19 protein-coding genes are annotated in these 23544 nt (G+C 66.6%); 15 read left to right on the top strand and 4 right to left on the bottom strand.

Annotated features, from left to right (window positions below):
- Window positions 1-52: 52 nt before the first annotated feature.
- From dapD to map, 3 genes are all read right to left on the bottom strand, one after another.
- A complete protein-coding gene (gene dapD / locus ASD68_RS00600; RefSeq protein ID WP_056602487.1) occupies window positions 53-880 on the bottom strand; it encodes a 2,3,4,5-tetrahydropyridine-2,6-dicarboxylate N-succinyltransferase in 828 nt (275 codons plus the stop codon).
- Window positions 881-965: 85 nt separating this feature from the next.
- Window positions 966-3614: a [protein-PII] uridylyltransferase gene (glnD, locus tag ASD68_RS00595; protein ID WP_056602485.1), complete on the bottom strand. Its 2649-nt coding sequence runs from the start codon at window positions 3612-3614 to the stop codon at window positions 966-968.
- 76 nt (window positions 3615-3690) lie between these two features.
- Window positions 3691-4455, bottom strand: coding sequence for a type I methionyl aminopeptidase (gene map, locus ASD68_RS00590; RefSeq protein WP_056080717.1), 765 nt, complete (start codon window positions 4453-4455; stop codon window positions 3691-3693).
- A 314-nt stretch (window positions 4456-4769) separates the two neighbouring features.
- On the opposite strand from map, the gene rpsB reads away from it, so the two are divergent.
- The 15 genes from rpsB to dnaE all read left to right on the top strand — a co-directional run bounded on the left by rpsB (window position 4770) and on the right by dnaE (window position 22936).
- Window positions 4770-5618: a 30S ribosomal protein S2 gene (gene rpsB / locus ASD68_RS00585; RefSeq protein ID WP_056077545.1), complete on the top strand. Its 849-nt coding sequence runs from the start codon at window positions 4770-4772 to the stop codon at window positions 5616-5618.
- 100 nt (window positions 5619-5718) lie between these two features.
- Complete coding sequence (tsf, locus tag ASD68_RS00580) at window positions 5719-6600, top strand: translation elongation factor Ts (RefSeq protein ID WP_056077543.1); 882 nt, start codon at window positions 5719-5721, stop codon at window positions 6598-6600.
- A 225-nt stretch (window positions 6601-6825) separates the two neighbouring features.
- Entirely contained in the window at window positions 6826-7548 is a 723-nt protein-coding gene (gene pyrH / locus ASD68_RS00575) for a UMP kinase (protein WP_056602483.1), read from the top strand.
- Between the two features lie 76 nt (window positions 7549-7624).
- Entirely contained in the window at window positions 7625-8182 is a 558-nt protein-coding gene (gene frr / locus ASD68_RS00570; RefSeq protein ID WP_056077540.1) for a ribosome recycling factor, read from the top strand.
- A 52-nt stretch (window positions 8183-8234) separates the two neighbouring features.
- Window positions 8235-8987, top strand: a complete 753-nt coding sequence (gene uppS / locus ASD68_RS00565) for a polyprenyl diphosphate synthase (protein WP_056602481.1) — start codon at window positions 8235-8237, stop codon at window positions 8985-8987.
- Complete coding sequence (locus ASD68_RS00560) at window positions 8987-9802, top strand: phosphatidate cytidylyltransferase (protein WP_056602480.1); 816 nt, start codon at window positions 8987-8989, stop codon at window positions 9800-9802. The genes uppS and ASD68_RS00560 overlap by 1 nt, the downstream gene beginning before the upstream one ends.
- 18 nt (window positions 9803-9820) lie before the next feature.
- Window positions 9821-10996 (top strand): 1-deoxy-D-xylulose-5-phosphate reductoisomerase, encoded by a 1176-nt coding sequence (locus tag ASD68_RS00555; RefSeq protein ID WP_056602478.1) that lies wholly within the window; start codon window positions 9821-9823, stop codon window positions 10994-10996.
- A 39-nt stretch (window positions 10997-11035) separates the two neighbouring features.
- Window positions 11036-12382 (top strand): RIP metalloprotease RseP, encoded by a 1347-nt coding sequence (gene rseP, locus ASD68_RS00550; RefSeq protein ID WP_056602476.1) that lies wholly within the window; start codon window positions 11036-11038, stop codon window positions 12380-12382.
- 186 nt (window positions 12383-12568) lie between these two features.
- A complete protein-coding gene (gene bamA, locus ASD68_RS00545; RefSeq protein WP_056602474.1) occupies window positions 12569-14992 on the top strand; it encodes an outer membrane protein assembly factor BamA in 2424 nt (807 codons plus the stop codon).
- Window positions 14993-15071: 79 nt separating this feature from the next.
- Window positions 15072-16124, top strand: coding sequence for a UDP-3-O-(3-hydroxymyristoyl)glucosamine N-acyltransferase (gene lpxD, locus ASD68_RS00540; protein ID WP_056602472.1), 1053 nt, complete (start codon window positions 15072-15074; stop codon window positions 16122-16124).
- Entirely contained in the window at window positions 16117-16590 is a 474-nt protein-coding gene (gene fabZ / locus ASD68_RS00535; RefSeq protein WP_056077519.1) for a 3-hydroxyacyl-ACP dehydratase FabZ, read from the top strand. The genes lpxD and fabZ overlap by 8 nt, the downstream gene beginning before the upstream one ends.
- Window positions 16587-17375: an acyl-ACP--UDP-N-acetylglucosamine O-acyltransferase gene (gene lpxA, locus ASD68_RS00530; protein ID WP_056077516.1), complete on the top strand. Its 789-nt coding sequence runs from the start codon at window positions 16587-16589 to the stop codon at window positions 17373-17375. Before fabZ ends, lpxA begins: the two co-directional genes overlap by 4 nt.
- A gap of 60 nt (window positions 17376-17435) precedes the next feature.
- On the top strand, window positions 17436-18644 hold the full coding sequence (gene lpxB, locus ASD68_RS00525) for a lipid-A-disaccharide synthase (protein WP_056602470.1): 1209 nt from the start codon (window positions 17436-17438) through the stop codon (window positions 18642-18644).
- On the top strand, window positions 18631-19290 hold the full coding sequence (rnhB, locus tag ASD68_RS00520; RefSeq protein ID WP_156458301.1) for a ribonuclease HII: 660 nt from the start codon (window positions 18631-18633) through the stop codon (window positions 19288-19290). The genes lpxB and rnhB overlap by 14 nt, the downstream gene beginning before the upstream one ends.
- A gap of 106 nt (window positions 19291-19396) precedes the next feature.
- Window positions 19397-22936 carry a DNA polymerase III subunit alpha gene (gene dnaE, locus ASD68_RS00515; RefSeq protein WP_056602468.1) on the top strand — a complete coding sequence of 1180 codons (3540 nt, stop codon included), beginning with the start codon at window positions 19397-19399 and terminating at the stop codon, window positions 22934-22936.
- Between the two features lie 142 nt (window positions 22937-23078).
- Here dnaE and ASD68_RS00510 read toward each other — a convergent pair whose 3' ends face one another.
- Window positions 23079-23444, bottom strand: a complete 366-nt coding sequence (locus ASD68_RS00510; RefSeq protein WP_056077507.1) for a YajD family HNH nuclease — start codon at window positions 23442-23444, stop codon at window positions 23079-23081.
- Window positions 23445-23544 lie beyond the last annotated feature (100 nt).

Genomic DNA, 23544 nt, shown 5'->3' with positions numbered 1-23544 from the left:
ACCCTGTGCGCGATTGATTTCACCGCCAGTCCTGTCGCCCACAGGGTGGGCTCTACTCCGCAGCGCGCAGCAGTTCGTTGATGCCGGTCTTGCTGCGGGTTTTCTCGTCCACCTGTTTCACGATGATGGCGGCGTAGAGGCTGTGACTGCCGTCCTTCGCGGGCAGGCTGCCGGCCACCACCACGCTGCCGGCGGGTACGCGGCCGTAGCTGGTTTCGCCGGTGGCGCGGTTGTAGATGCGGGTGGACTGGCCCAGGAACACGCCCATGCCGATCACGCTGCCCTTCTCCACCACCACACCCTCGACCACTTCCGAGCGCGCGCCGATGAAGCAGTTGTCCTCGATGATGGTGGGGCCGGCCTGCAGCGGTTCCAGCACACCGCCGATGCCGACGCCGCCGGACAGGTGCACGCCCGCGCCGATCTGCGCGCAGGAACCCACCGTGGCCCAGGTATCCACCATCGTGCCCGCACCCACATGGGCGCCGATGTTGACGTAGCTGGGCATCAGCACGGCGTCTTTGGCGATGTGCGCGCCGCGGCGCACCAGCGCGCCGGGCACCACGCGGGCGCCCAGGTTCTGCAGCTCGCCGTCGTTGCCGTGGGCGAAACGCAGCGGCACCTTGTCGAAAGCCTGCGCCGCGCCACCGTCGACGACGTGGTTGCCATTGATACGGAAATACAGCAGCACGGCTTTCTTGAGCCACTGGTTCACCGTCCAGCCGCCCTGGCCATCCGGTTCGGCGACGCGGCGCTCGCCCGACTCGAGCAGGTCGATGACCTGTTCGACGGCGGGACGCAGCTGGTTTTCGATCTCGGTGGCGGTCAGTTCATTGCGACGCTCGAACGCGTCGTTGATCAGGGTTTCGATGGCTTGCATGGGCTGAAGTTCGCTCGCGTATCTGGATGGCTAAATGCGCGGCCTGTCCACGGCCGCGCAATCGGACTGCCAAGGTTACAGGAACTCAGTCTTTGGACGGCCCGATGCGTTCCAGCAAGGCATGCAGCAGGCGATCGCGCAGCGCCTGGTCGAGTGGCGCGTTGTGGCGGTCGCTGAGCAGGAAGAAATCCTCGACCCGCTCGCCGAAGGTGGCGATGCGCGCGTCGTGCACGCGTGCGCCGGCATCCAGGATCACCTGCGCCACCGCCGCCAGCAGGCCGGGACGGTCGGTGCCGACCAGCGCCAGCTGGGTGCGGTCGCCCGCATCGTCGAAGCTGATCTTGGGCGCGGTCTGGAAGTGCCGCTGATGGCGCGACATGCTGCGCTTGCTGGGCTGCACGCCGGTCGACAGGGTCAGCGCGCGTTGCAGGCGCTGCTGCAGTTCCTCGGCACGCACGGCGTTGGCCGGCTGCTGGCTGTCCGCCTCCAGCAACAGGAAGGTATCCATCGCCATGCCCTTGGGCGAGCTGAGGATGCGTGCTTCCATCACCGAGAAACGCAGCCGGTCGAGCATCGCGGTGACGGAGGCGAACAGGCCGTCGCGGTCGGGCGTGTAGACGAACAGCTCGGTACTGCCGCGCACCGACATCGGGTGCACGGCCACCAGCGGCACCCCGCCGCCGGCACGCAGGATGGCCGCCGTCTGCCACGCGATCTGCTCCGGCCGGTGGCGCAGGAAGCTGAGCTGCGGGAAATCCGCCCAGATGCGCTCCACGTCGGCCTCGGCCACGCCTTGGTCCATCAGCAGCGCCAGCGCATACTCCGCACATTCCTGCACCCGTTCGCCGGCATCGCGCGGCAGGTCCACGTCGCGGCTCATGGCGTAGCGCGTGGCGTGGTAGAGGTCGGCCAGCAGGCGATCCTTCCAGGCGTTCCACAGCCGCGGGCTGGTGCCGATCACGTCGGCCACGGTGAGCAGGTAGAGCTGGCCCAGCCGTTCGCGGTTCTCCACCTTTTCGGCAAAACGCTGCACCACGTCGGGGTCGGTGATGTCCTGCCGCTGGGCGGTGGTGCTCATCAGCAGATGCCAGCGCACCAGCCAGGCCACGCGTTCGACGTCGCCGCGCGAAAGCCCCAGTCGGGTGCAGAACGCGCGCGCGTCCTCCTCGCCCAACACCGAATGATCACCGCCGCGACCCTTCGCGATGTCGTGCAACAGCGCGGACAGCAGCATGATCTCCGGCTTGGGCATGTCGGCCCAGATCTCGCAGCCCAACGCGAAATCGCGCTTCGCGGCGGGGTCGGCGAAGCGCGCCATGTTGCGCAGCACGCGCAGCGTGTGTTCGTCGACGGTGTAGACGTGGAACAGGTCGTACTGCATGCGGCCGAAGACCTTGCCGAACGCGGGCAGGATCGCCGCCAGCAGGCCGTGCCGGTTCATCCGCCACAGCGCATCCACCGCCGGCGCGCCCCGGCGCAGCAAACGCAGGAACGCGGCCAGCGCGTCGGGGTCGGTGGCCAGCATCGCCTCGTGCACGGCGGTGGCGCGGTGGATGCGGCGCATGCTGTCGGCACTGAAACCGACCACGCCGGGCAGATCCAGCCGCGCGATGAAAATCTCGATCAGCGCCGCCGGCCGACGCATGAAGAGTTCGGGATCGCGCGCCGCCAGCCGCCGGCCATAACGCACGAAGTCCGCACCGACGGGCTCTTCGTCACCGGCCGGCTCAAGCATTTCCACGAAACGCTCGGCCACCTGCACGCCCAGCCGTTCCACCTGGCTGGCCGCGCGGTAATAGCCCTGCATGAATTGCTCCACGCCCAGGTTCTTCTCGTGCTCGTCCTCGAACCCCAGCCGCGCCGCCAGCGCGCGCTGGTAGTCGAACAGCAGCCGTTCCTCGGGCCGCCCCGCCTCCAGGTGCAACGCGTAGCGGTAGCGACGCAGCGTGGTCTCCGCCTCGCACAGGCTGGTGCGTTCCGCGGGGTCGAGCAGGCCCTCGACCTGCATGTCCTCGAACCCGCCCGCATGCACCAGCCGGCGACCCAGCCAGCGCAGCGAGTCGAGCGTGCGCAGGCCGCCGGGGCCGTCCTTGATGTTGGGCTCCAGGTTGTAGGCGGTGTCGTCGTAGCGCGCGTGGCGGGCGTCACGCTCGGCCAGGCGCGCGGCCAGGTAATCCGCCGGGGGCCACAGCTGCGGGTCGTCGATGATGGTGCGCAATGTGGCGTCGAAGGCGGGGTCACCCACCAGCCTGCGCGCATCCAGCAGGCTGGTGAACACCGTGGCATCGCTCGACGCCAGCTCGCGGCATTGCGACAGCTCGCGCACGGCATGGCCCACTTTCAGGCCGATATCCCACAGAGTGGCGAAGAACTGCTCCAGCGCGCGCAACCGCGCCGGTGAGGGTGCGTCGACCAGCGCCAGCAGGTCCACATCCGAATACGGAAACAGCAAGCCGCGGCCGTAGCCACCCACGGCAAACAGCGCCGCGTTGTCGACCTCGCCCAGGCAGGCCGTCCATACGTGGGCCACCATGCGATCCACCGATTCGCTGCGCCGGCGCGCCAGCACGCTGGCGTCGGCACCGTCGCGGAAAGCCACCGTGAGGCCGCGATCCACATCGCCCAGCAATTGCCGCAGGGCGCGGCGCGCATCGCTGGAAACGCCCGAGCGCGGCACCGCCACGGGCAGGCGCGGCAACGGAGGCAGGGCGACGGAAGGGGGAGCTGGCGGCATGAGCGGGATGGTTCCGGAAACGTCACGCCACTTTATTACGTGCGGGAGGTCGTGGGTCGACTCCCGCACGTCGCGATCATTGATCGGGCCAGGGCGTGAGGATCTCGAAGCCGTCGTCGGTCACCGCGATGGTGTGTTCCCACTGCGCCGACAGGGAATGGTCCTTGGTCACCACGGTCCAGCCGTCCGGCAGCTGGCGGGTCTGCGCCTTGCCGGCGTTGATCATCGGCTCGATGGTGAAGGTCATGCCCTTCTTCAGCTCCACGCCCGTGCCCGCCTTGCCGTAATGCAGCACCTGCGGTTCGTCGTGGTAGATCTTGCCGATGCCGTGGCCGCAATACTCCTTGACCACGCTGAAGCCGGCGCCCTCGGCATGCTGCTGGATGGCGTGCCCCACGTCGCCCAGGGTGGCGCCCGGGCGCACCACGCGGATGCCGCACATCATCGACTCGAATGCCGTGTCGACCAGCCGCTTGGCCAGCACCGACGGCGTGCCGGCGATGTACATGCGGCTGGTGTCGCCGTGCCAGCCATCCTTGATCACGGTGACGTCGAGATTGATGATGTCGCCGTCCTTGAGGATCTTGCCCTCGTTCGGAATGCCATGGCAGATCACGTGGTTGACCGAGGTGCACAGCGTCTTGGGAAAGCCGTGGTAGCCCACGTTGGCAGGAATCGCCTTCTGCACGTTGACGATGTGCTCGTAGGCGAGCCGGTCCAGCTCCTCGGTACTGACGCCCGGCTTGACGTGTTCGACCAGCATGGCCAGCACCTCGGCGGCCAGCTTGCCGGCGACACGCATGCCTTCGAGGTCTTCGGGGGATTTAAGGGTGATGGCCATGGTTTCCACTTCAATCGGTGGCGACAAAGCCTTCGGGAACCCGGTGACTTGCCGCTATGCCGGCGCACCGGCTACAATTTCGGAGTTTTGCTGATCTGACGTAGCAGTTTTGACAGCTACCCAGCGCAAAGCGAACCGGGATTGTAACCCTCAGCGGTACAACACCCAAACCAACGCCACACACGCATCGGCACCGTCTTCGGGGTGCTGCGCCTCGCCCATCACAAACCGGGCAGTCGCGGTCGAAGTCGGGGATGCGTGGAGGTCCCAACCCCAGGTTCCCTTCAAGGGAGCCGACAATCGGAGTAATACCCATGGCACAAGTCACCATGCGCCAGATGCTCGAAGCGGGCGTCCATTTCGGTCACCAGACCCGTTACTGGAACCCCAAGATGGCCCCGTACATCTTCGGCGCCCGCGGCAAGATCCACATCATCAACCTCGAAAAGACCCTGCCGCTGTTCACCGACGCGATGAACTTCCTGTCGGGCCTGGCGCAGAAGCGCGGCACCATCCTTTTCGTGGGCACCAAGCGTTCTGCCCGTGAGCCGTTGGCCGAAGAGGCTGCCCGCGCCGGCATGCCGTTCGTCACCTCGCGCTGGCTCGGCGGCATGCTGACCAACTTCCGCACCGTGAAGCAGTCCGTTTCGCGCCTGAAGGAGCTGGAAGCGGCCGAGACCGACGGTTCGTTCGACAAGTTGGTCAAGCACGAAGTGCTGGCCCGTCGCCGCGAGCGCGACAAGCTGCAGGCCTCGCTGGGCGGCATCAAGGACATGAACCGCCTGCCCGACGCGCTGTTCGTGATCGACATCGGCCACGAAGACATCGCCGTGCAGGAAGCCAAGAAGCTCGGCATCCCGGTGATCGCCGTGGTCGACACCAACTACAACCCGGACCTGGTCGACTACGCCATCCCGGGCAATGACGACGCTATCCGCGCGATCCAGCTGTACGCCCGCGCCGCTGCCGACTCGATCCTGGAAGGCAAGGCCGCCGCGCCGGCCGCCGCCCAGGGCGACGGCAACGACTTCGTCGAACTGGACGAGGAAGGCAACCCGGTGGCCAAGGTCGATCGCCCGCGCCGCGACGCCGCCCCGCGCAAGTCCGCGCCGCGCCGTGACGGCGGCCGTGGCTCGCGCGATGGCGCCCCTGCCGCCAGGTAAGCGCGACGACGGCGGCTTGTGCCGCCGTTGCATCCGCCGCACGCGATAACCGCGCCGGGGCATGCGTGCCCCGGCGCTTTCAAGCATTAGAGGACAACCCATGAGCAATATTTCCGCACAACTGGTCAAGGAGCTGCGCGAGCGGTCCGGCGCCGGCATGATGGAATGCAAGAAGGCCCTGGTCGAGAACAACGGCGACATCGAGACCGCGATGGAATGGCTGCGCAAGTCCGGCCTGGCCAAGGCCGACAAGAAGGCCAGCCGCATCGCCGCCGAAGGCCGCATCGTGGCTGCCCAGGCCACCGGCAAGGCCGTGCTGGTCGAAGTGAACTGCGAAACCGACTTCGTCGCCAAGGACGCCAGCTTCCTGAAGTTCAGCGACACCGTGGCTGACGTGGCCTTGAACTCCGGCGCCGCCGACATCGACGCGCTGAAGGCTGCCGCCTACCCCGGCGCCGCCAATGTCGAGGAAGCGGGCAAGGCACTGATCGCCACCATCGGCGAGAAGATCGACGTGCGTCGCCTGGCGCGCGTCGAGAGCGACGGCGTGATCGGCGCCTACATCCACGGCGGCCGCATCGGCGTGCTGGTGGCGCTCAAGGGCGGTTCCGAGGAACTGGCCAAGGGCATCGCCATGCATGTGGCGGCAATGAACCCGCCGTACGTGCGCGCGGATGACGTGCCGGCCGACTTCCTGGCCAAGGAAAAGGACATCGCGCTGAGCCAGATGTCGGACAAGGACAAGGCCAAGCCGGCCGAAATCCTGGAAAAGATCGTGGCCGGCAAGGTCAACAAGATCATCTCCGAGGTCACCCTGCTGGGCCAGCCGTACGTGCTGGACACCAATGTGACCGTCGCCGACGCGCTGAAGAAGGATGGCGCCGACGTGATCTCCGTTGCCCGCCTGGCTGTGGGCGAAGGCATCGAGAAGGCCACCGAGGACTTTGCCGCCGAAGTGATGAAGCAGGCCGGCCTGGCGTAATCGCCGACACAAACTGCTGAAAGCGAAAAGGCCGCGGGAAACCGCGGCCTTTTTCGTGGGCGGCCTTCCCCTCCCCTGCCGCGCAGGGGAGGAGGGAGAAAGATGGCGCGCCTGACGGCTCACCATTCATGCCCGATCGCGCGCCACCCGCTCCCACTACAGTCACTCATCGTTCCGCTGCTCCGCTACAATATGCCGGTTTACCCCACACAATCCGGAGTCCTCATGAGCAACCCGCACAAGTACCACCGCATCCTGCTCAAACTCTCCGGTGAGGCACTGATGGGCGACGCCGATTACGGCATCGACCCGAAGGTGATCGGCCGCCTGGCCGACGAGATCATCGAGGTGCAGCGCGCCGGCATCCAGATCGGCGTGGTGATCGGCGGCGGCAACATCTTCCGCGGCGCGGGCCTTGCCGCAGCGGGCATGGACCGCGTCACCGGTGACCACATGGGCATGCTGGCCACGGTGATGAACGCACTGGCGATGCAGGATGCGATCGAGAAACGCGGCGGTTTCGCCCGCGTCACCAGCGCCATCCAGATCCACGACGTGGCCGAGGATTACATCCGCCGCCGCGCCATCCGCCACATCGAGAAAGGCCGCATCGTGCTGTTCGCCGCAGGCACCGGCAACCCGTTTTTCACCACCGATTCGGCCGCCGCACTGCGCGCGGTGGAAATCGGCGCCGACCTGCTGCTCAAGGCCACCAAGGTCGACGGCGTCTACACCGCCGACCCGGCCAAGCACAGCGATGCCGTGCGCTACGAGCAACTGGGCTACGACAAGGTGATCGAGCACAAGCTCGAAGTGATGGACACGGCCGCCATCGCGCTGTGCCGCGACCAGCAGATGCCGCTGCGCATCTACGACATGACCGTGCCGGGCAACCTGATGCGGATCATGCGCGGCGAAGCGATCGGTACCCTGGTTTGCGGCGATTGAGGCCAGCAACGCTGCCGGCCGGCTTGACCCGGCTGCTATAATCGTCTGCTTGCCAGAGCTCTTCGGGAAACGCCACATGCTCAATGACATCAAGAACGATGCCCAGACCCGCATGGGCAAAAGCATCGACTCCCTCAAGCACGATCTGCTGCGCCTGCGCACCGGTCGCGCCAGCACCGCGCTGGTTGACGGCATCAAGGTGCCGTACTACGGCTCCGACATGCCGCTGACCCAGGTCGCGTCGGTCAGCCTGGCCGACGCACGCACGATCGTGATCACGCCATGGGAAAAGCAGATGGTGGCGCCGGTCGAGAAGGCCTTGATGGCCTCCGACCTGGGCATCACGCCGACCACCGCCGGCACCGTGATCCGCCTCAACCTGCCCGCGCTCACCGAGGAGCGCCGCCGCGAGCTGGCCAAGATGGTCGGCCATGAAGGCGAAAACGCGAAGATCGCCATCCGCAACGTGCGCCGCGACGCCTTGCAGCAGGTCAAGGACCTGCTCAAGGAAAAGCTGATCACGGAAGACGACGATCGCCGCGTGGACGACGAAATCCAGAAGCTCACCGACAAGGCCGTCAAGGACGTCGACGCCGTGGTGAAAGCCAAGGAAGACGAGCTGATGGCGATTTGATGATGAGCCCGTCGGCTGCCGCCGCTGTAACCCGGCACGCGCGGCCGGCCGCATGACCAGCGTGCCGGCGGCGGCGGTGCCGCGCCACATCGCGATCGTGATGGACGGCAACGGCCGCTGGGCCAAGGCCCGTCACCAGCCGCGCAGTTTCGGCCACAACGCCGGCCGCAAGGCGGTGCGCGAGGCGGTGGAATCCTGCCTGCGCGAAGGCGTGCAGGCACTGACCCTGTTCGCGTTTTCCAGCGAGAACTGGCAGCGGCCGCAGGATGAAGTCGGCGCATTGATGAACCTGTTCGTGCGTGCGTTGGACAAGGAAGTGGATGAATTGCACGGCTACGGCGTGCGGCTGCGCTTCGTCGGCGACCTCACCGCGTTCGACGAACCGCTGCGCCGGCGCATGCAATCGGCGATGACCCGCACCGCCGATAACGACAAACTGCAATTGAACGTGGCCGTGAACTACGGCGGCCGCTGGGACATCGTCCAGGCCAGCCGCCAGGCCGCCGCCGCCGTGGCGCGTGGCGAGCTGCAAGCGGACCAGATCGATGAAGCGCGCCTGGGCAAATGGATGAGCCTCGCCGACGCGCCGCCATTGGACCTGTTCATCCGCACCGGTGGCGAAACCCGCATCAGCAACTTCCTGCTGTGGCAGGCGGCTTACGCCGAGTTCTATTTCACCGATACCCTGTGGCCCGATTTCGACCAGGCTTGCCTGCGCGGGGCCATCGAAGATTACGCTCGCCGCGAACGCCGCTACGGCCGCACCGGCGAGCAGGTCGCCGCCACCACTGCCCAGGTATCCTGATGCTGCTCCAGCGCGTCCTCACTGCCCTGATTCTCGCCCCGTTGGCGATCGCGATCGTCCTGTGGCCGCCCACGGCGATCTTCGCGCTGCTTTGCGCCGTGGCCTTCCTCGCCGCGTGGTGGGAGTGGGCGCAACTGTCCGGTCTGAAGAGCCGCGCGGCGTCCATCGTGCTGCTGCTGGCGGCGGTCGCCGTGTTCGGCTTGCTGTGGTGGGGCCATGCCGCCGTGGAGATACCGCTGGTGCTGCTGGGCGTGGCGTGGTGGGCGGTGGCCTGCCTGTGGCTGCGCCATTTCGCGTTTGCCGCCGCGCCCACCAGCGAAAACCGCGCGCTGAAGCTGATGGCCGGCGCGCTGATCATCTTTCCCGCCTGGATCGCGCTGGTGGCGATCCACGATCGCGAACCGCACGGCCACTGGTGGACGCTGTTGGCCCTGTTGATCGTGTGGAGCGCGGACATTGGCGCGTATTTCAGCGGCCGCACCTTCGGCAAGCGCAAACTGGCGCCGCAGGTCAGCCCGGGCAAGACCTGGGCGGGTGCCTACGGCGCACTGGTGGCCGGCACCGTGGTCGCGGTGATCGGTGGCTGGTTGCTGGATGTGCGCGGCGCTTCGCTGGTTGGCCTGGCCGTACTGGCGTGCCTGACCGTCGCCGCATCCATCGTGGGCGACCTGATCGAAAGCCTGATGAAGCGGCACGCCAAGGTGAAGGATTCGGGCACCATCTTCCCCGGCCACGGCGGCCTGCTGGACCGCCTGGACAGCGTCTTCGCCGCCTTGCCGGTGTTTGCCGCCGGCCTGTGGCTGCTGGGCCTCTGAAGTGATGGGTCCTCAGGCATGAAGAAGGTCGCCGTACTCGGCGCCACCGGTTCCATCGGCGGCAATACGCTGGATGTCATCGCGCGCCACCCGCAACGCTTCCGCGCCACCGTACTGACCGCCAACCGGCAAGTCGCCGTGCTGGCCGACTTGTGTGTGCGCCACCAGCCCGACCTGGCGGTGATCGCCGACCCCGCGCTGGAAGCGGAACTGTCCCGACGCCTGGCCGCGGCCGGCGTGCGCTGCGACGTTGCCAGCGGCCATCAGGCGATCACCGACGCGGCCGCCGGCACCCTGTGCGACACCGTGGTGGCCGCCATCGTGGGGGCCGCCGGGCTCGACTCCACGCTGGCCGCGGCGCAGGCGGGCAAGCACCTGCTGCTGGCCAACAAGGAATCGATCGTGATGGCTGGCGCGCTGCTGCTGGAAGCGGTGCGCGTGGGCGGCGGCGCACTGGTACCGGTCGATTCCGAGCACAACGCGGTATTCCAGTGCCTGCCCGGCGGGCGCCCCGAGCTGACCCGCAGCGGCGTGCGACGGCTGATTCTCACCGCCTCCGGCGGCCCGTTCCGCGGTCGCACGCGCGCCGAACTGGCCGGCATCACCCCCGACCAGGCCTGCAAACATCCGAACTGGGTGATGGGCCGCAAGATTTCCGTCGACTCGGCCACCCTGATGAACAAGGGGCTGGAAGTGATCGAGGCGCACCACCTGTTTGGCGCGCCCGCCGATGCCATCGACGTGCTGGTGCATCCGCAGAGCCTGGTGCACTCGATGGTGGAATACGTCGACGGCTCGGTGCTGGCCCAGCTCGGCAACCCGGACATGCGCACCGCCATCGCCCACGCGCTGGCCTGGCCCGAGCGGGTGGAATCGGGCGTGCCGTCGCTGGACCTGGCCGCCTGCGCGCCGCTGGCGTTCGAAGCACCGGACCTGTCGACCTTCCGCTGCCTGGCGCTGGCCTATCAGGCCTTGCGTGCCGGTGGCGACAGCCCGGCGATACTCAACGCCGCCAACGAGGTCGCCGTGGAGGCGTTTCTCGCCGGCGCGCTGCCCTTCCTGTCGATCGCCGACGTCGTCGAGAGCGTATTGACGGAACTGCCGGGGCAAGCCGTGGTCGATGTGGGGGCGCTATGTGAACGCGACCGGATCGCCCGCGCCGCGGCCCGTCGCGTTCTGCAGCATGCTTGCTGATATTCTGTAGCCCGCGATTTTCCTCAACTTCGGCACTTGATGACTTCCTTCTTCGGCTCGGTATTCTGGTTGCTGGTCACGCTTGGCGTGCTGGTGACCTTTCACGAATTTGGCCATTACTGGGTCGCGCGCCGCTGTGGCGTCAAGGTGCTGCGTTTTTCGGTGGGCTTTGGCCGCGCGATCTGGAAACGGGTCGGCCGCGACGGCACCGAATACCAGATCGCGGCGATCCCGCTGGGCGGCTACGTCAAGATGCTCGATGCCCGCGAGGGCGAGGTCGACCCCGCACTGCGCGCGCAGGAATTCACCGGCAAGTCGGTGTGGAAACGCATCGCCATCGTGGCGGCCGGCCCCGGGTTCAACCTGATTTTCACGATCGTGGCGTTCTGGGCGATGTTCATGCTGGGCAAGCCCGACGTGGCGCCCGTGGTGACCGCCACGCCAAACAGCATGGCCGCCGTGGCTGGCGTGCAGCCGGGCGATCGCATCCTGGCGGTCGATGGCGAGCCGGTGTCGACCTGGAGCGATTCCATGGCGGCGGTGGCCAACGCCCTGCTGGGCCGCCAACCGCTGCCGCTGACCGTACGCGACGCCGATGGTGCGCAACGCCAGCTGGTGTTGCCGCTCAATCAATTGCCCGCCGGGCAGGACGTGGGCCATTACCTCGACACGCTGGGCTTGAAACTGGCGCCGCCGCCGGCCATCGCCGCCACCGTGATGGCGGGCCAGCCGGCCGCGCTGGCAGGCATGCAGGGGGGTGACCGCATCGTCAGCGTCAACGGCAAGGCGGCAACGGATTTTTTGGCGTTCGGTGAGCTGGTGCAGAAGGAGGCGGCAACATCGCCCACGCTTGCGCTGGTGGTCAACCGGAACGGCCAACCGCTGAAGATGGATGTCACCACCCGCTTCGAATCGCTGCAGGGCCAGCCGGCGCGCTGGGTGATGGGCGTGGGCTCGCCGGTAACCGAACTGGCCACCCTGCATTACGGCCCGCTGCGCGCGTTGGGTGCTTCGCTGGAAACCACCTGGCGCAACACCACGCAGACGTTCAGCATGCTGGGCAAGATGCTCACCGGCGAGGCGTCGACGAAGAACCTTTCCGGCGTGATCGGCATCGCCGAGGTGGCCAATGCATCAGCCAGCATGGGCCTGCCGTGGTTCCTGCAATTCCTGGCATTGGTGTCGCTGAGCCTGGCCATTCTCAACCTGCTGCCGATCCCGGTCTTGGACGGCGGCCACCTGCTGTATTACCTTGTCGAGTTGGTCAAAGGCAGTCCGGTCAGCGAACAGGTCATGATCGTCGGTCAGTACATCGGCCTGGCGCTGCTGTTCACCCTGATGGGGCTGGCGTTCTACAACGATATTCACCGCATGCTGCTGTCGTGACGCCAGCGCTTCACGACAAGCTCATGACCGCGGCACGCCACTGTGCGTGGCATCGCGACGGCGGACCTCGCGATGCACCACGGCCACGTGTCAGTACTTTCTCGAAGCGGGATTCGTCCTTAGCTTCACTGTTGATCGAGGTGGCCGCACAGGCTGCCTCATCCAAATAACCCATCGGAATCGACGATGAAGCGTGTCGCCGCCCTGCTCCTGCTTGCCTCCCTCTCCGCCAACGCGTTTGCGTTCGCCCCCTTCGTGGTGTCGGACATCCGCATCGACGGGCTCAGCCGCATCGCGGCCGGCACGGTCTACAACTACCTGCCGGTGGACAAGGGCGACCAGATGACCAATGCGCAGGCCCAGCGGGCCATCCGCGCGTTGTACGACACCAAGTTCTTCACCGACGTGGAGCTCAGCCGCGAAGGCAACATTTTGGTGATCAAGGTGGTCGAACGGCCGTCGATCAGCAAGCTCACCTTGCGCGGCAACAAGGACATCAAGTCCGAAGACCTGAAGAAAGGCCTGAAGGAAATCGGCCTGGCCGAAGGCGAGACCTTCGATCGCCTGGCGCTGGACCGGGTCCGGCAGGAACTGATCCACCAGTACTACAACCGCGGCAAGTACAACGTGTCGGTGGAGCCGCATGTCACCCACCTGGATCGCAACCGGGTGGCGGTGGAAATCGAGATTCGCGAAGGCAAGGTGTCGAAGATCAAGGAAATCAACATCCTCGGCAACCACGCCTTTACCGACAAGGAAATCCGCAGCGACTTCGAATCGGGCACCACCAACTGGACGTCCTGGTATTCGAAGAATGACCAGTACTCGCGCGAAAAACTTTCCGGCGACATGGAAAAGCTGCAGTCCTACTACATGAACCGCGGCTACGCCGACTTCGGCATCGACTCCACCCAGGTGACGATCGCGCCGGACAAACGCACGATGTACGTGGCCGCCGACGTGAAGGAAGGTGAGATTTACAAGGTCACCGCCGTGAAGCTGCTGGGCGACCTGATCCTGCCGGAATCCACGCTGCGCCACCTGGTCATCGTGGAACCGGGCGACACCTTCAACCGGGCCTTGGTGGAAGCCAGCACCGACGGCATCAAGGCACTGCTGGCCAACCTCGGCTACGCGTTCGCCAAGGTCACCTCGATTCCCAAGCTGGACAAGGAAAAGCGCACGGTCGACCTCACGCTGTACGTCGAACCGGGCCAGCGCGTGTACGTGCGCCGCGTGGTCTTCCAGGGCAATACCCGCACCGAAGACGGCGTGCTGCGCCGCGAGATGCGCCAGCTTGAAGGGACGTTCTATTCGCAGGCCGCCGTCGACCGCTCCAAGATCCGTCTGCAGCGGCTGGGCTATTTCAAGAAGGTGGACATCGACAAGAAGCTGGTCCCCGGCACCCAGGACAAGGTCGACGTGACGGTCAAGGTCGAGGAGCAGTCGGCCGGCAGCATGCAGTTCGGCGTGGGCTATTCGCAGTATTCGGGCATGATCCTGTCGGCCTCGGTGTCGCAGAACAACCTGTTCGGCAGCGGCGACAGCTTTGCGATCAGCGGTGAGCGCAGCAGCTACTACACCCGCTTCAACCTCAACTACTACAACCCGTACCTCACCGACAACGGTATTGGCATCGGCTACAACGCCACCTATTCCAAGACCGATTACGGCAATACCGAACTGGCCAACTACGAGACGAGCACCAAGGCGTTCTCCTCCTACCTGGGCGTGCCGCTCGGCGAAACCGACAGCTTGCGCCTGGGTCTTGGCATCAGCAGCAACCGCATCGTCACCAGCTTCTACAGCCCGCCGCAGTTCGTGGCATACCAGGACCAGCTCGGAAATCGCACCGAGCACGCCTGGACCGGCACGGTCGGCTGGAACCACGACACCCGCAACGGTTACTGGGCACCCACCCGTGGTGGCCTGCTGGCGGCGTCGGTGGATGTCGCCCTGCCCGGTTCGACCGCGAAGTACTGGAAGTTCTTTGCGCAGGCCAACCACTACTGGCCGGTCGGCCTGGGCTTCGTGCTGTACCTGGATGGCCAGGTCGGTTACGGCCAGAGCTACGGCAGGAACGGCATCAGCGACGCGCAGTTCGAAGCACTGAAAGCTGCCAGCGCGAAGGAAGATCCCACCCACGTCCTGACCGACGTGCGCAATGACTTCCCGTTCTGGCAGAACTTCTACTCCGGCGGCGTGCGCGACGTGCGTGGATTCCAGGACAACACACTGGGTCCACGCTCCTGCGTGGGCCCCCGCGCCACACAGAACCCCGACGGCACCTGCACCGGCGGCTACTACTCCTACGCACAACCGATCGGCGGCGCGTTCAAGGTGCTCGGCACGGCGCAGGTGTTCATCCCGCTGCCGTTCCTCAAGGACATCAACACGGCCCGCGTGTCCTGGTTCATGGACGTGGGCAATGCGTACAAGGACTACCAGAGCTTCGACGCCAAGCAGTTGCGCGCATCGACCGGTTTGTCGCTGCAGTGGCAGGCGCCGATCGGCCCGCTGATCATCAGCCTGGCCGTACCAATCCGCTCGCAGAAAGAGGACCACCACTACGAGGAGCGGGTCCAGTTCACCTTCGGGAGCCAGTTCTGATACCGGACCTCCCGCAAACGCTGGAAAGGAGCGCGGCGATGCCGCGCTTTTCCGTTTCGCGTCCCTCGCGCCTTCGGAGATGACCGTGAGCACGACCCCCAGCTACACCCTGGCCGAACTGGCCGAGCGCTTCGGCCTCGTACCGCATGGCGACGCGAGCGTGCGTGTCGACGGCGTCGGCACCCTGGCGGCGGCGGGACCGAGCCAGCTCAGCTTCCTCGCCAACAGCAAGTACACCGCCAAGCTGGCTGCCAGCGGCGCCGGCATCGTGGTCGTCCGCGCGGAAAACCTGGCCGAGTGCCCGGGCGCCGCGCTGGTCGCGGCCGACCCGTACCTGGCCTACGCGAAAATCGCGGCGCTGTTCGAACGTTTGCCGTCGGCGCCGGTGGGCATCCATCCCAGCGCGGTGGTCGCGCCAACGGCACGGGTCAGCCAGAGCGCCAGCATCGGACCGTGCTGCGTGATCGGCGACGACGCCATGATCGGTGACGGCGCGGTGCTGGGACCGCATTGCATCATCGGCGACGGCTGCACCGTGGGCGCGCATTCACGCCTGGTGGCGCGGGTGACGCTGGTGGTTCGCGTAACGCTGGGCCAGCGCGTGCTGATCCATCCGGGCGCGGTGATCGGCTCGGACGGTTTCGGCCTGGCGTTCGACCGTGGCGGCCCTGGTCCGGCCCATTGGGTAAAAATGCCGCAACTGGGTGGCGTGCGCATCGGCGACGACTGCGAGATCGGCGCCAACACCACCATCGACCGCGGCGCGCTGGAAGATACCGTGCTGGAAGAGGACGTGCGGCTGGATAACCAGATCCAGATCGCGCACAACGTGCACGTGGGCGCGCACACCGCGATGGCCGGCTGCGCGGCGGTGGCCGGCAGCGCGAAAATCGGCCGCTATTGCATGATCGGCGGCAACGCCGGCGTGCTCGGCCATCTGGAACTGGCTGATCGGGTTACCATTACCGCCAAGAGCCTGGTCACCCATTCGATCCACGAGCCGGGCGAATATTCATCTGGGGTACCGTTGCAGGAAAGCCGCCCATGGCGGAAGAATGCCGCGCGCTTCAAACACCTGGACGCGTACGCGCGCCGCCTGGCGGCGCTGGAAAAGGACAAGAATCATGAGTGAGAACACCCCGGCGATCACCTTGCCGGTGACTGTGGAACAGATCCAGAAGCTGTTGCCACACCGCTATCCGTTCCTGCTGGTCGACCGGGTCATCGAGATCGTGCCGGAAACCAGCATCGTGGCGTTGAAGAACGTCACCATCAACGAGCCCTTCTTCAACGGCCATTTCCCGAACCACCCGGTGATGCCCGGCGTGCTCATCATCGAGGCGATGGCGCAGGCCGCCGGCCTGCTGACCCAGCTCAGCAACCGCTCCAAGGGCCTGATCGAGGCGCCGCTGTTCTACCTGGTGAAGGTCGACAACGCGCGCTTCACCGCACCGGTGGTGCCCGGCGACCAGTTGCGTTTCGAAGTGACGCAAAAGCGCGTGATGCGCGGCATGGGCCTGTTCCTTGCGCGCTCGGTGGTGGATGGCAAGGAGGTAGCCTGCTGCGAACTGATGTGTGCGGCGAGGGCGGAGAAATGACCCAGCCCGCCTCGATCCATCCCACCGCCCAGGTCGATCCGGCTGCCGTCATCGGCGCCAATGTCGGCATCGGCGCGTACAGCGTGATCGGCGCGGACGTGCACGTCGGCGAAGGCACCGTGATCGGGCCGCATGTGGTGATCGAGGGCCCCACCCGCATCGGCCGCGACAATCGCATCGCCCAGTTCGCCTCGCTGGGCGGCGACCCGCAGGACAAGAAATTCGGCGGCGAGCATACCGAGCTGGTGATCGGCGACCGCAACCTTATCCGCGAGTTCGTCACCATCAACCGCGGCACCGGCGACGGCGGCGGCTTCACCCGCCTCGGCAACGACAACTGGGTGCTGGCCTACGTGCATATCGCGCACGATTGCCAGATCGGCAACAACGTGGTGTTTTCCAACTACTCGGCACTGGCCGGGCACGTGGAAATCGGCGACTGGACGATTCTTTCCGGCTATTCGGGCGTGCACCAGTTCTGCAAGGTGGGCGCCCACGCGTTCATCGGCATGGGCTGCCTGGTCGGCCATGACGTGCCGCCGTTCGTCACCATGGCCAACGAGCAGCAGGGCCGCCCGCGTGGCATCAACAGCGAGGGCCTGAAACGCCGCGGCTTCGACGCGCCACGGATCGCCGCGATCAAGCGCGCCTACCGCACGCTGTACATGGCCGGCCTGTCGCTGCCCGAAGCGCGCGAGCAACTGGCCACGCAGGCCCGCGAAAGCGACGACGTGCGCGCCATGCTCGACTTCATCGACCGCAGCGAGCGGGCGCTGGCGCGATAAGCGCATCGCGCTTATCGCGAAATCAAACACGCGCTCTTGCTCTGATTTGGAGGGGCGAAAATGCAAAACATCGACGCCTCTGCCCCAACCATCGCCATCATCGCCGGCGAAGACTCCGGCGACCAGCTCGGCGCCGACCTGATCGAGGCCCTGCGCCGACGCTACCCGCAAGCACGCTTCGTGGGCATCGGCGGCGCGCGCATGCAGGCGCAGGGTTTCGAGTCCTGGCACGACATCCGCGAGTTGTCGGTGATGGGTTTCGTGGAGGTGCTGAAGCATCTGCCGCGGCTGCTTCGCCTGCGCCGCACGCTGGTTGCCCGCTTGTTGAAGACGCGGCCCGATGTGGTGATCGGCATCGACGCCCCGGACTTCAACCTCGCCGTCGAGCGCCGCCTGAAAGAAGCCGGATTGCGCACGGTGCATTACGTCAGCCCGTCGGTATGGGCGTGGCGGGAAAAGCGCGCCGCCCGGATCGGCCGCAGTGCCGACCGCGTGCTGTGCCTGTTTCCGATGGAGCCGGCGATCTACGCCAAGCACGGTGTCGACGCCCGCTTCGTGGGCCATCCGCTGGCCGACCGTTTTCCACTGGTGGCCGATCGGGTGGCTGCACGCGAGGCACTGCAATTGCCGCAGGAAGCGCCCGTGCTGGCGTTGCTGCCCGGCAGCCGCCCTTCCGAGCTGTCGCGACTGGGCCAGCTTTTCATCGACGCCGCGCACCGCGTGGCGGCCGCGATCCCGGGATTGCGTGTGGTGATACCCGCCGCCAACCCGCAGGTGCACGCCATGCTGAAGACCATGCTGGCCAACGGCACGCGCGATGAAACCGCACCGCTGCTGCTCGATGGCCACGCCCACGAGGCGATGATGGCCGCCGACATGGTCCTGCTCGCCTCCGGCACCGCCACGCTGGAGGCGATGCTGGCCAAGCGGCCGATGGTGGTGGGTTATCGCGTGGCGCCGATGAGTTACCGCATCGCCCGCGCGCTGAACATGTTGAAGACGGACATCTTCACCCTGCCCAATATCCTGGCGCGCGCCGAAGGCTTGCCCGGCCTGCCCGTGCCTGAATTGATGCAGGACGACTGCACCGCGGAGAAACTCGCCGACGCCACCCTGGCGCTGTTCCGCGACAGTGAACGCCGCGGCGCCGTGGTGGCCGCCTTCGAGCACCTGCACCAGGCCTTGCGCGGCGACGACGCCCACCACGCCGCCGACCGCGCTGCCACGGCCGTGGCCGAGCTGCTGGAGCACGCGCATGCCCGTGCTTGAACGCCCCGCGCGCACGCGTGCCGCCACCCCGTTCTCGCGCCGCAAGGGCTATATCGCAACTACCCCGGGCCTGCTGGTGGCCGGTGTCGACGAGGCCGGGCGCGGACCGCTGGCCGGTCCGCTGGCGGTGGCGGCGGTCATCCTCGATCCGTCGCGACCCATCAAGGCGCTGGACGATTCAAAGAAACTCACCGAAGTGAAGCGCGAGGCCCTGTATCCGCAGATCATCGAACGCGCGCTGGCCTGGTGCGTGGTGATGATCGAGGTGGAAGAGATCGACCGCCTCAACATCTTCCACGCCACCATGGCCGGCATGAGCCGCGCCGTGGCCGGGCTGAGCGTGGTTGCGCAGGAAGCATTCATCGACGGCAACCAACTGCCCAAGGATCTGCCCTGCCCCGGCCGCGCCATCATCGGTGGCGACGCGCGCGTGCCGGCGATCAGCGCCGCATCGATCCTGGCCAAGGTCAGCCGCGACCGCCTGATGGTGGCGATGGAAGACGACTATCCGGGCTACGGCTTCGCCACACACAAGGGCTACGGCACCCCGTTGCACCTGGCCTCGCTGCAACAACTGGGCCCGTGCCGCCAGCACCGGCGCAGCTTTGCCCCGGTGGGTCGATTGCTGCAACAGCCACTGCTCTGAGGGCTGGCGCCAGTACGGGCGCCGTTTGGCGCAAACCGCGCACATGTCAATCTTGCCGATGCGCAGGGCGCCCGGTAGCCTGCATGGATTCAGCGCGTAAGACTGCATGACCGTCCGCTACACCCACCTGCACCTGCACAGCGAATACTCGCTGGTCGATTCGACCATCCGCATCAAGGCGCTGGTCGGCGCCTGCGTGCGCGATGGCATACCCGCGGTGGCGCTGACCGACGACAGCAACATGTTCGCGCTGGTGAAGTTCTACAAGGCGTGCAACGCGGCCGGCATCAAGCCGATCGGCGGCTGCGACCTGTGGATCAGCTCGCCGGACGATCCCCGCCCCTGGCGCCTCACGCTGCTATGCCAGCACCACGCCGGTTATCTGAACCTGTCGCGGCTGGTCTCGCGGGCCTGGCGCGATGGCCAGCACGGCGGCCGCGCCCTGGTCGACGCCGCCTGGCTTACCGCGGAAACCACCTCCGGCCTGATCGCCCTGCTCGGCCGCGACAGCGAAATCGGCCGCATCGCGCAGAACCAGGGCACGTCCGTAGCCCTGGAGAAATTGCGCACGATGGCGCAACTGTTTCCCGACCGGCTGTACCTGGAACTGACCCGCTGCGGTCGCGAGGGCGAGGAAAACTGGAACACGCAGGCGCTGGCGCTGGGCGCCGGACTCAACCTGCCGGTGCTGGCCAGCAACGACGTGCGCTTCCTGAAGCAGGACGACTTCGAGGCGCACGAGGCGCGCGTGTGCATCAACCAGGGCCGCGTGCTGGCCGACCCCAAACGCCCGCACGACTACAGCGACCAGCAATACCTGAAAACCCCGGAAGAAATGGCCGCGTTGTTCGCCGACCTGCCCGAGGCGCTGGAAAACACCGTCGAGCTGGCGAAACGCTGCAACCTGGAACTGAAATTCGGCACCTACTACCTGCCCGATTTCCCGGTGCCGGGCGACCACGACCTGGACAGCTACATCCGCGAACTCTCGCGCGAAGGCCTGCAGCAGCGCCTGGCGCTGGCGCCGCTGGCCAACAATCACACGCGCGAGGATTACGACCAGCGGCTTGAGCGCGAGCTGGACGTGATCGTGAAGATGGGCTTCCCCGGCTACTTCCTGATCGTTTCGGACTTCATCCGCTGGGGCAAGGACAACGGCATTCCCGTCGGCCCGGGCCGCGGTTCCGGTGCCGGCTCGCTGGTGGCGTGGGCGCTGAAGATCACCGACCTGGACCCGCTGCAATTCGACCTGCTGTTCGAGCGCTTCCTGAACCCCGAACGCGTGTCGATGCCCGACTTCGACATCGACTTCTGCATGGATCGCCGCGACGAGGTGATCGACTACGTGTCGCGCAAATACGGCCGCGACCGCGTCAGCCAGATCATCACCTACGGCTCGATGGCGGCCAAGGCGGTGCTGCGCGATTCCGGCCGCGTGCTCAGCATGGGCTACGGCCAGGTCGACAAGCTGGCCAAGCTGATCCCGCCGCGCCCGCTCGACCTCACCCTGTCCGACGCGCTGAACCGCTCGGAGAAGGCGAAGAAGGAACCCGAGCGCGTGGTGCGCGAGTTCTGCGACATCTACGAACAGGACGAAGACGCACGCGCCCTGATCGACCTGGCGCTGAAGCTGGAAAACCTCACCCGCAACGCCGGCAAGCACGCCGGCGGCGTGGTGATCGCGCCGACCCCGCTGACCGATTTCGCCCCGCTGTATTGCGAGCCGGGCGGCGGCGGCGTGGTGACGCAATTCGACAAGGACGACGTCGAAGCCGTGGGCCTGGTGAAGTTCGACTTCCTGGGCCTGCGCACGCTGACCATCATCGACTGGGCGGTGAAGGCGATCAACGCGCGTCGCGCCAAGACCGGCGAAGAGCCGCTCGATATCGCCGCGCTGCCGCTGGACGACCCGGCACCGTACGAGCTGCTGAAAAAGGCACAGACCGTCGCCGTGTTCCAGCTCGAATCCTCCGGCATGCAGCGCATGTTGAAGGACGCGAAACCCGACCGCTTCGAGGACATCATCGCGCTGGTGGCGCTGTACCGCCCCGGCCCGATGGACCTGATCCCCAGCTTCGTGGCGCGCAAGCACGGCCGCGAGGACGTGGAATACCCCGACCCGCGCGTCGAGCCGATCCTGAAAGAGACCTACGGCATCATGGTCTACCAGGAGCAGGTGATGCAGATGGCGCAGATCGTGGGCGGCTACACGCTCGGCGGCGCCGACCTGCTGCGCCGCGCGATGGGCAAGAAGAAAGTCGAGGAGATGGTCAAGCACCGCGCGATCTTCCGCGAAGGTGCGGCCAAGGACGGGCTCAGCGGCGAAAAGGCCGACGCCATCTTCGACCTGATGGAGAAATTCGCGGGCTACGGCTTCAACAAATCCCACGCCGCCGCCTACGCACTGGTGTCCTACCAGACCGCCTGGCTGAAGGCGCATTACCCGGCCGAATTCATGGCCGCCACGATCTCCTCGGACATGGACAACACCGACAAGGTGGTGACCTTCCTGGACGAGTCGCGCGCCATCGGCATCGCCGTGCAACCGCCGGACGTCAACGCGTCCGAGTACATGTTCGTCGCGGTCGAGCCAAAGACGATCCAGTACGGCCTGGGCGCCATCAAGGGCGTGGGCCAGGGCGCCTGCGAGGCGATCGTGGCCGAACGCGCCAATGGCGCTTACACCGACCTGGCCGACTTCTGCCGCCGCGTCGACCCCACGCGGCTGAACCGGCGCGTGCTGGAAGCGCTGATCCTCTGCGGATCGCTGGATGCCCTGGCGCCTACCCGCGCCAGCCTGATCGCCCAGTTGCCCAACGCGATGAAGGCGGCCGAGCAGCACCTGCGCGACAAGCAGTCGGGCCAGAACGACATGTTCGGCGCGGCGATGGGCAACGCCACGCCCGTGCTCAAGGTCGAGCTGCCCGTCGTGGCCGAGTGGCCACTGGAGCAGAAGCTGCAGGGCGAGCGCGACACCCTGGGGCACTATCTCTCGGGCCATCCCACCGACCCCTGGAAGGGTGAACTGGCGCAGCTCTCCACCTGCCCGCTGGGCGAGATCGTGGACCGCTACCAGCCGCCCAAGCCGCGCCGCAACGACGATGGCGACGGCAACCGTTTCCGCCGTGGCCCGGACACCCCATGGACGATCGCCGGCATGGTCGCCGCCGTGCGCAAGCGCGGCGACAGCGATGCGTTCGTGCGCATCGAGGACGGCAGCGGCAGCATCGAGGTGAGTTTCTTCGGCGAGCTGTACCAGCAGATCGCACCGCTGCTCACCCGCGACCAGATCCTGATCGTGGAAGGTGGTTTGCGCATCGACGATTTCTCCGGCGGCGGCTTCCAGTTGCGCGCCCGCAGCGCACTCTCGCTGGCCGAGGCCTGCCACAAACACGCCCGCCTGCTGCGCCTGAAGCTCGACGGCATCAGCCCCGATTTCCCCGCCCAGTTGCAGCGCGTGCTCACCGGCTACCGCGGCGGCCGTGCCACCGTGATCCTGCACAACTACCGCAACGGCGCTGCCCAGGCCGATCTGGAACTCGGCGACGAGTGGCGCGTGGACGCCGTCCCCGACCTGCTGCGCGCCGTACGCGCCATGCCCGGCATCGAAGCCGCCCGCCTGCGCATCGTCAAGCAGCAGGACTGAGCGGCAAGCACCCGATCCCGTGTTTTGCAGCGACGCTTCACTCCCTCCCCTGCTTGCAGGGGATGAGGAGGGGTTCGCTCTTGATCTGAAAGCCGAGCACCCCTCCTGACCTCCCCTGCTTCGCAGGGGAGGAACCGATACATCACTTCTTGCCGCGCTCCATCATCGCCTTCAGATCGGCAAACGGATTCCCCGTGGCCGCAGGCGCCTCATCGACCGCCATCACCCCGCCGCGCACGTGGTCGATGTGCCTCGAATGCTCGTTGTCGTGGCAGTACACACACAGCAACTCCCAGTTGCTGCCATCGGGCGGGTTGAAATCGTGGTCGTGGTTGCGGTGGTGGACGGTCAGTTCCTGCAGGTTGGCGCGGGTGAATTCGCGGGCGCAGCGGCCGCACACCCAGGGGTACATTTTCAGCGCCCGCTCGCGATAGCCCAGTTCGCGCTGTTCGGCGTTGCGGCGGGCCTCGGCCACGATGCGGTCGAGCTTGGCGTTGTCGATGGCCATAAGGATTCCGGGGCGAAAATCGGGGGCTCCGACGATAGCGCAAAACCGGGCCGTGCCAGCATGTTGCCGGGGGTTGGACGATGAACGCCGCCATACGGTC

The sequence above is a fragment of the Rhodanobacter sp. Root627 genome, from assembly GCF_001427835.1.
GTDB lineage: Bacteria > Pseudomonadota > Gammaproteobacteria > Xanthomonadales > Rhodanobacteraceae > Rhodanobacter > Rhodanobacter ginsenosidimutans.
Note: the sequence above shows the minus strand (reverse complement) of the source record. Positions and strands in the feature narration are given on the sequence as shown.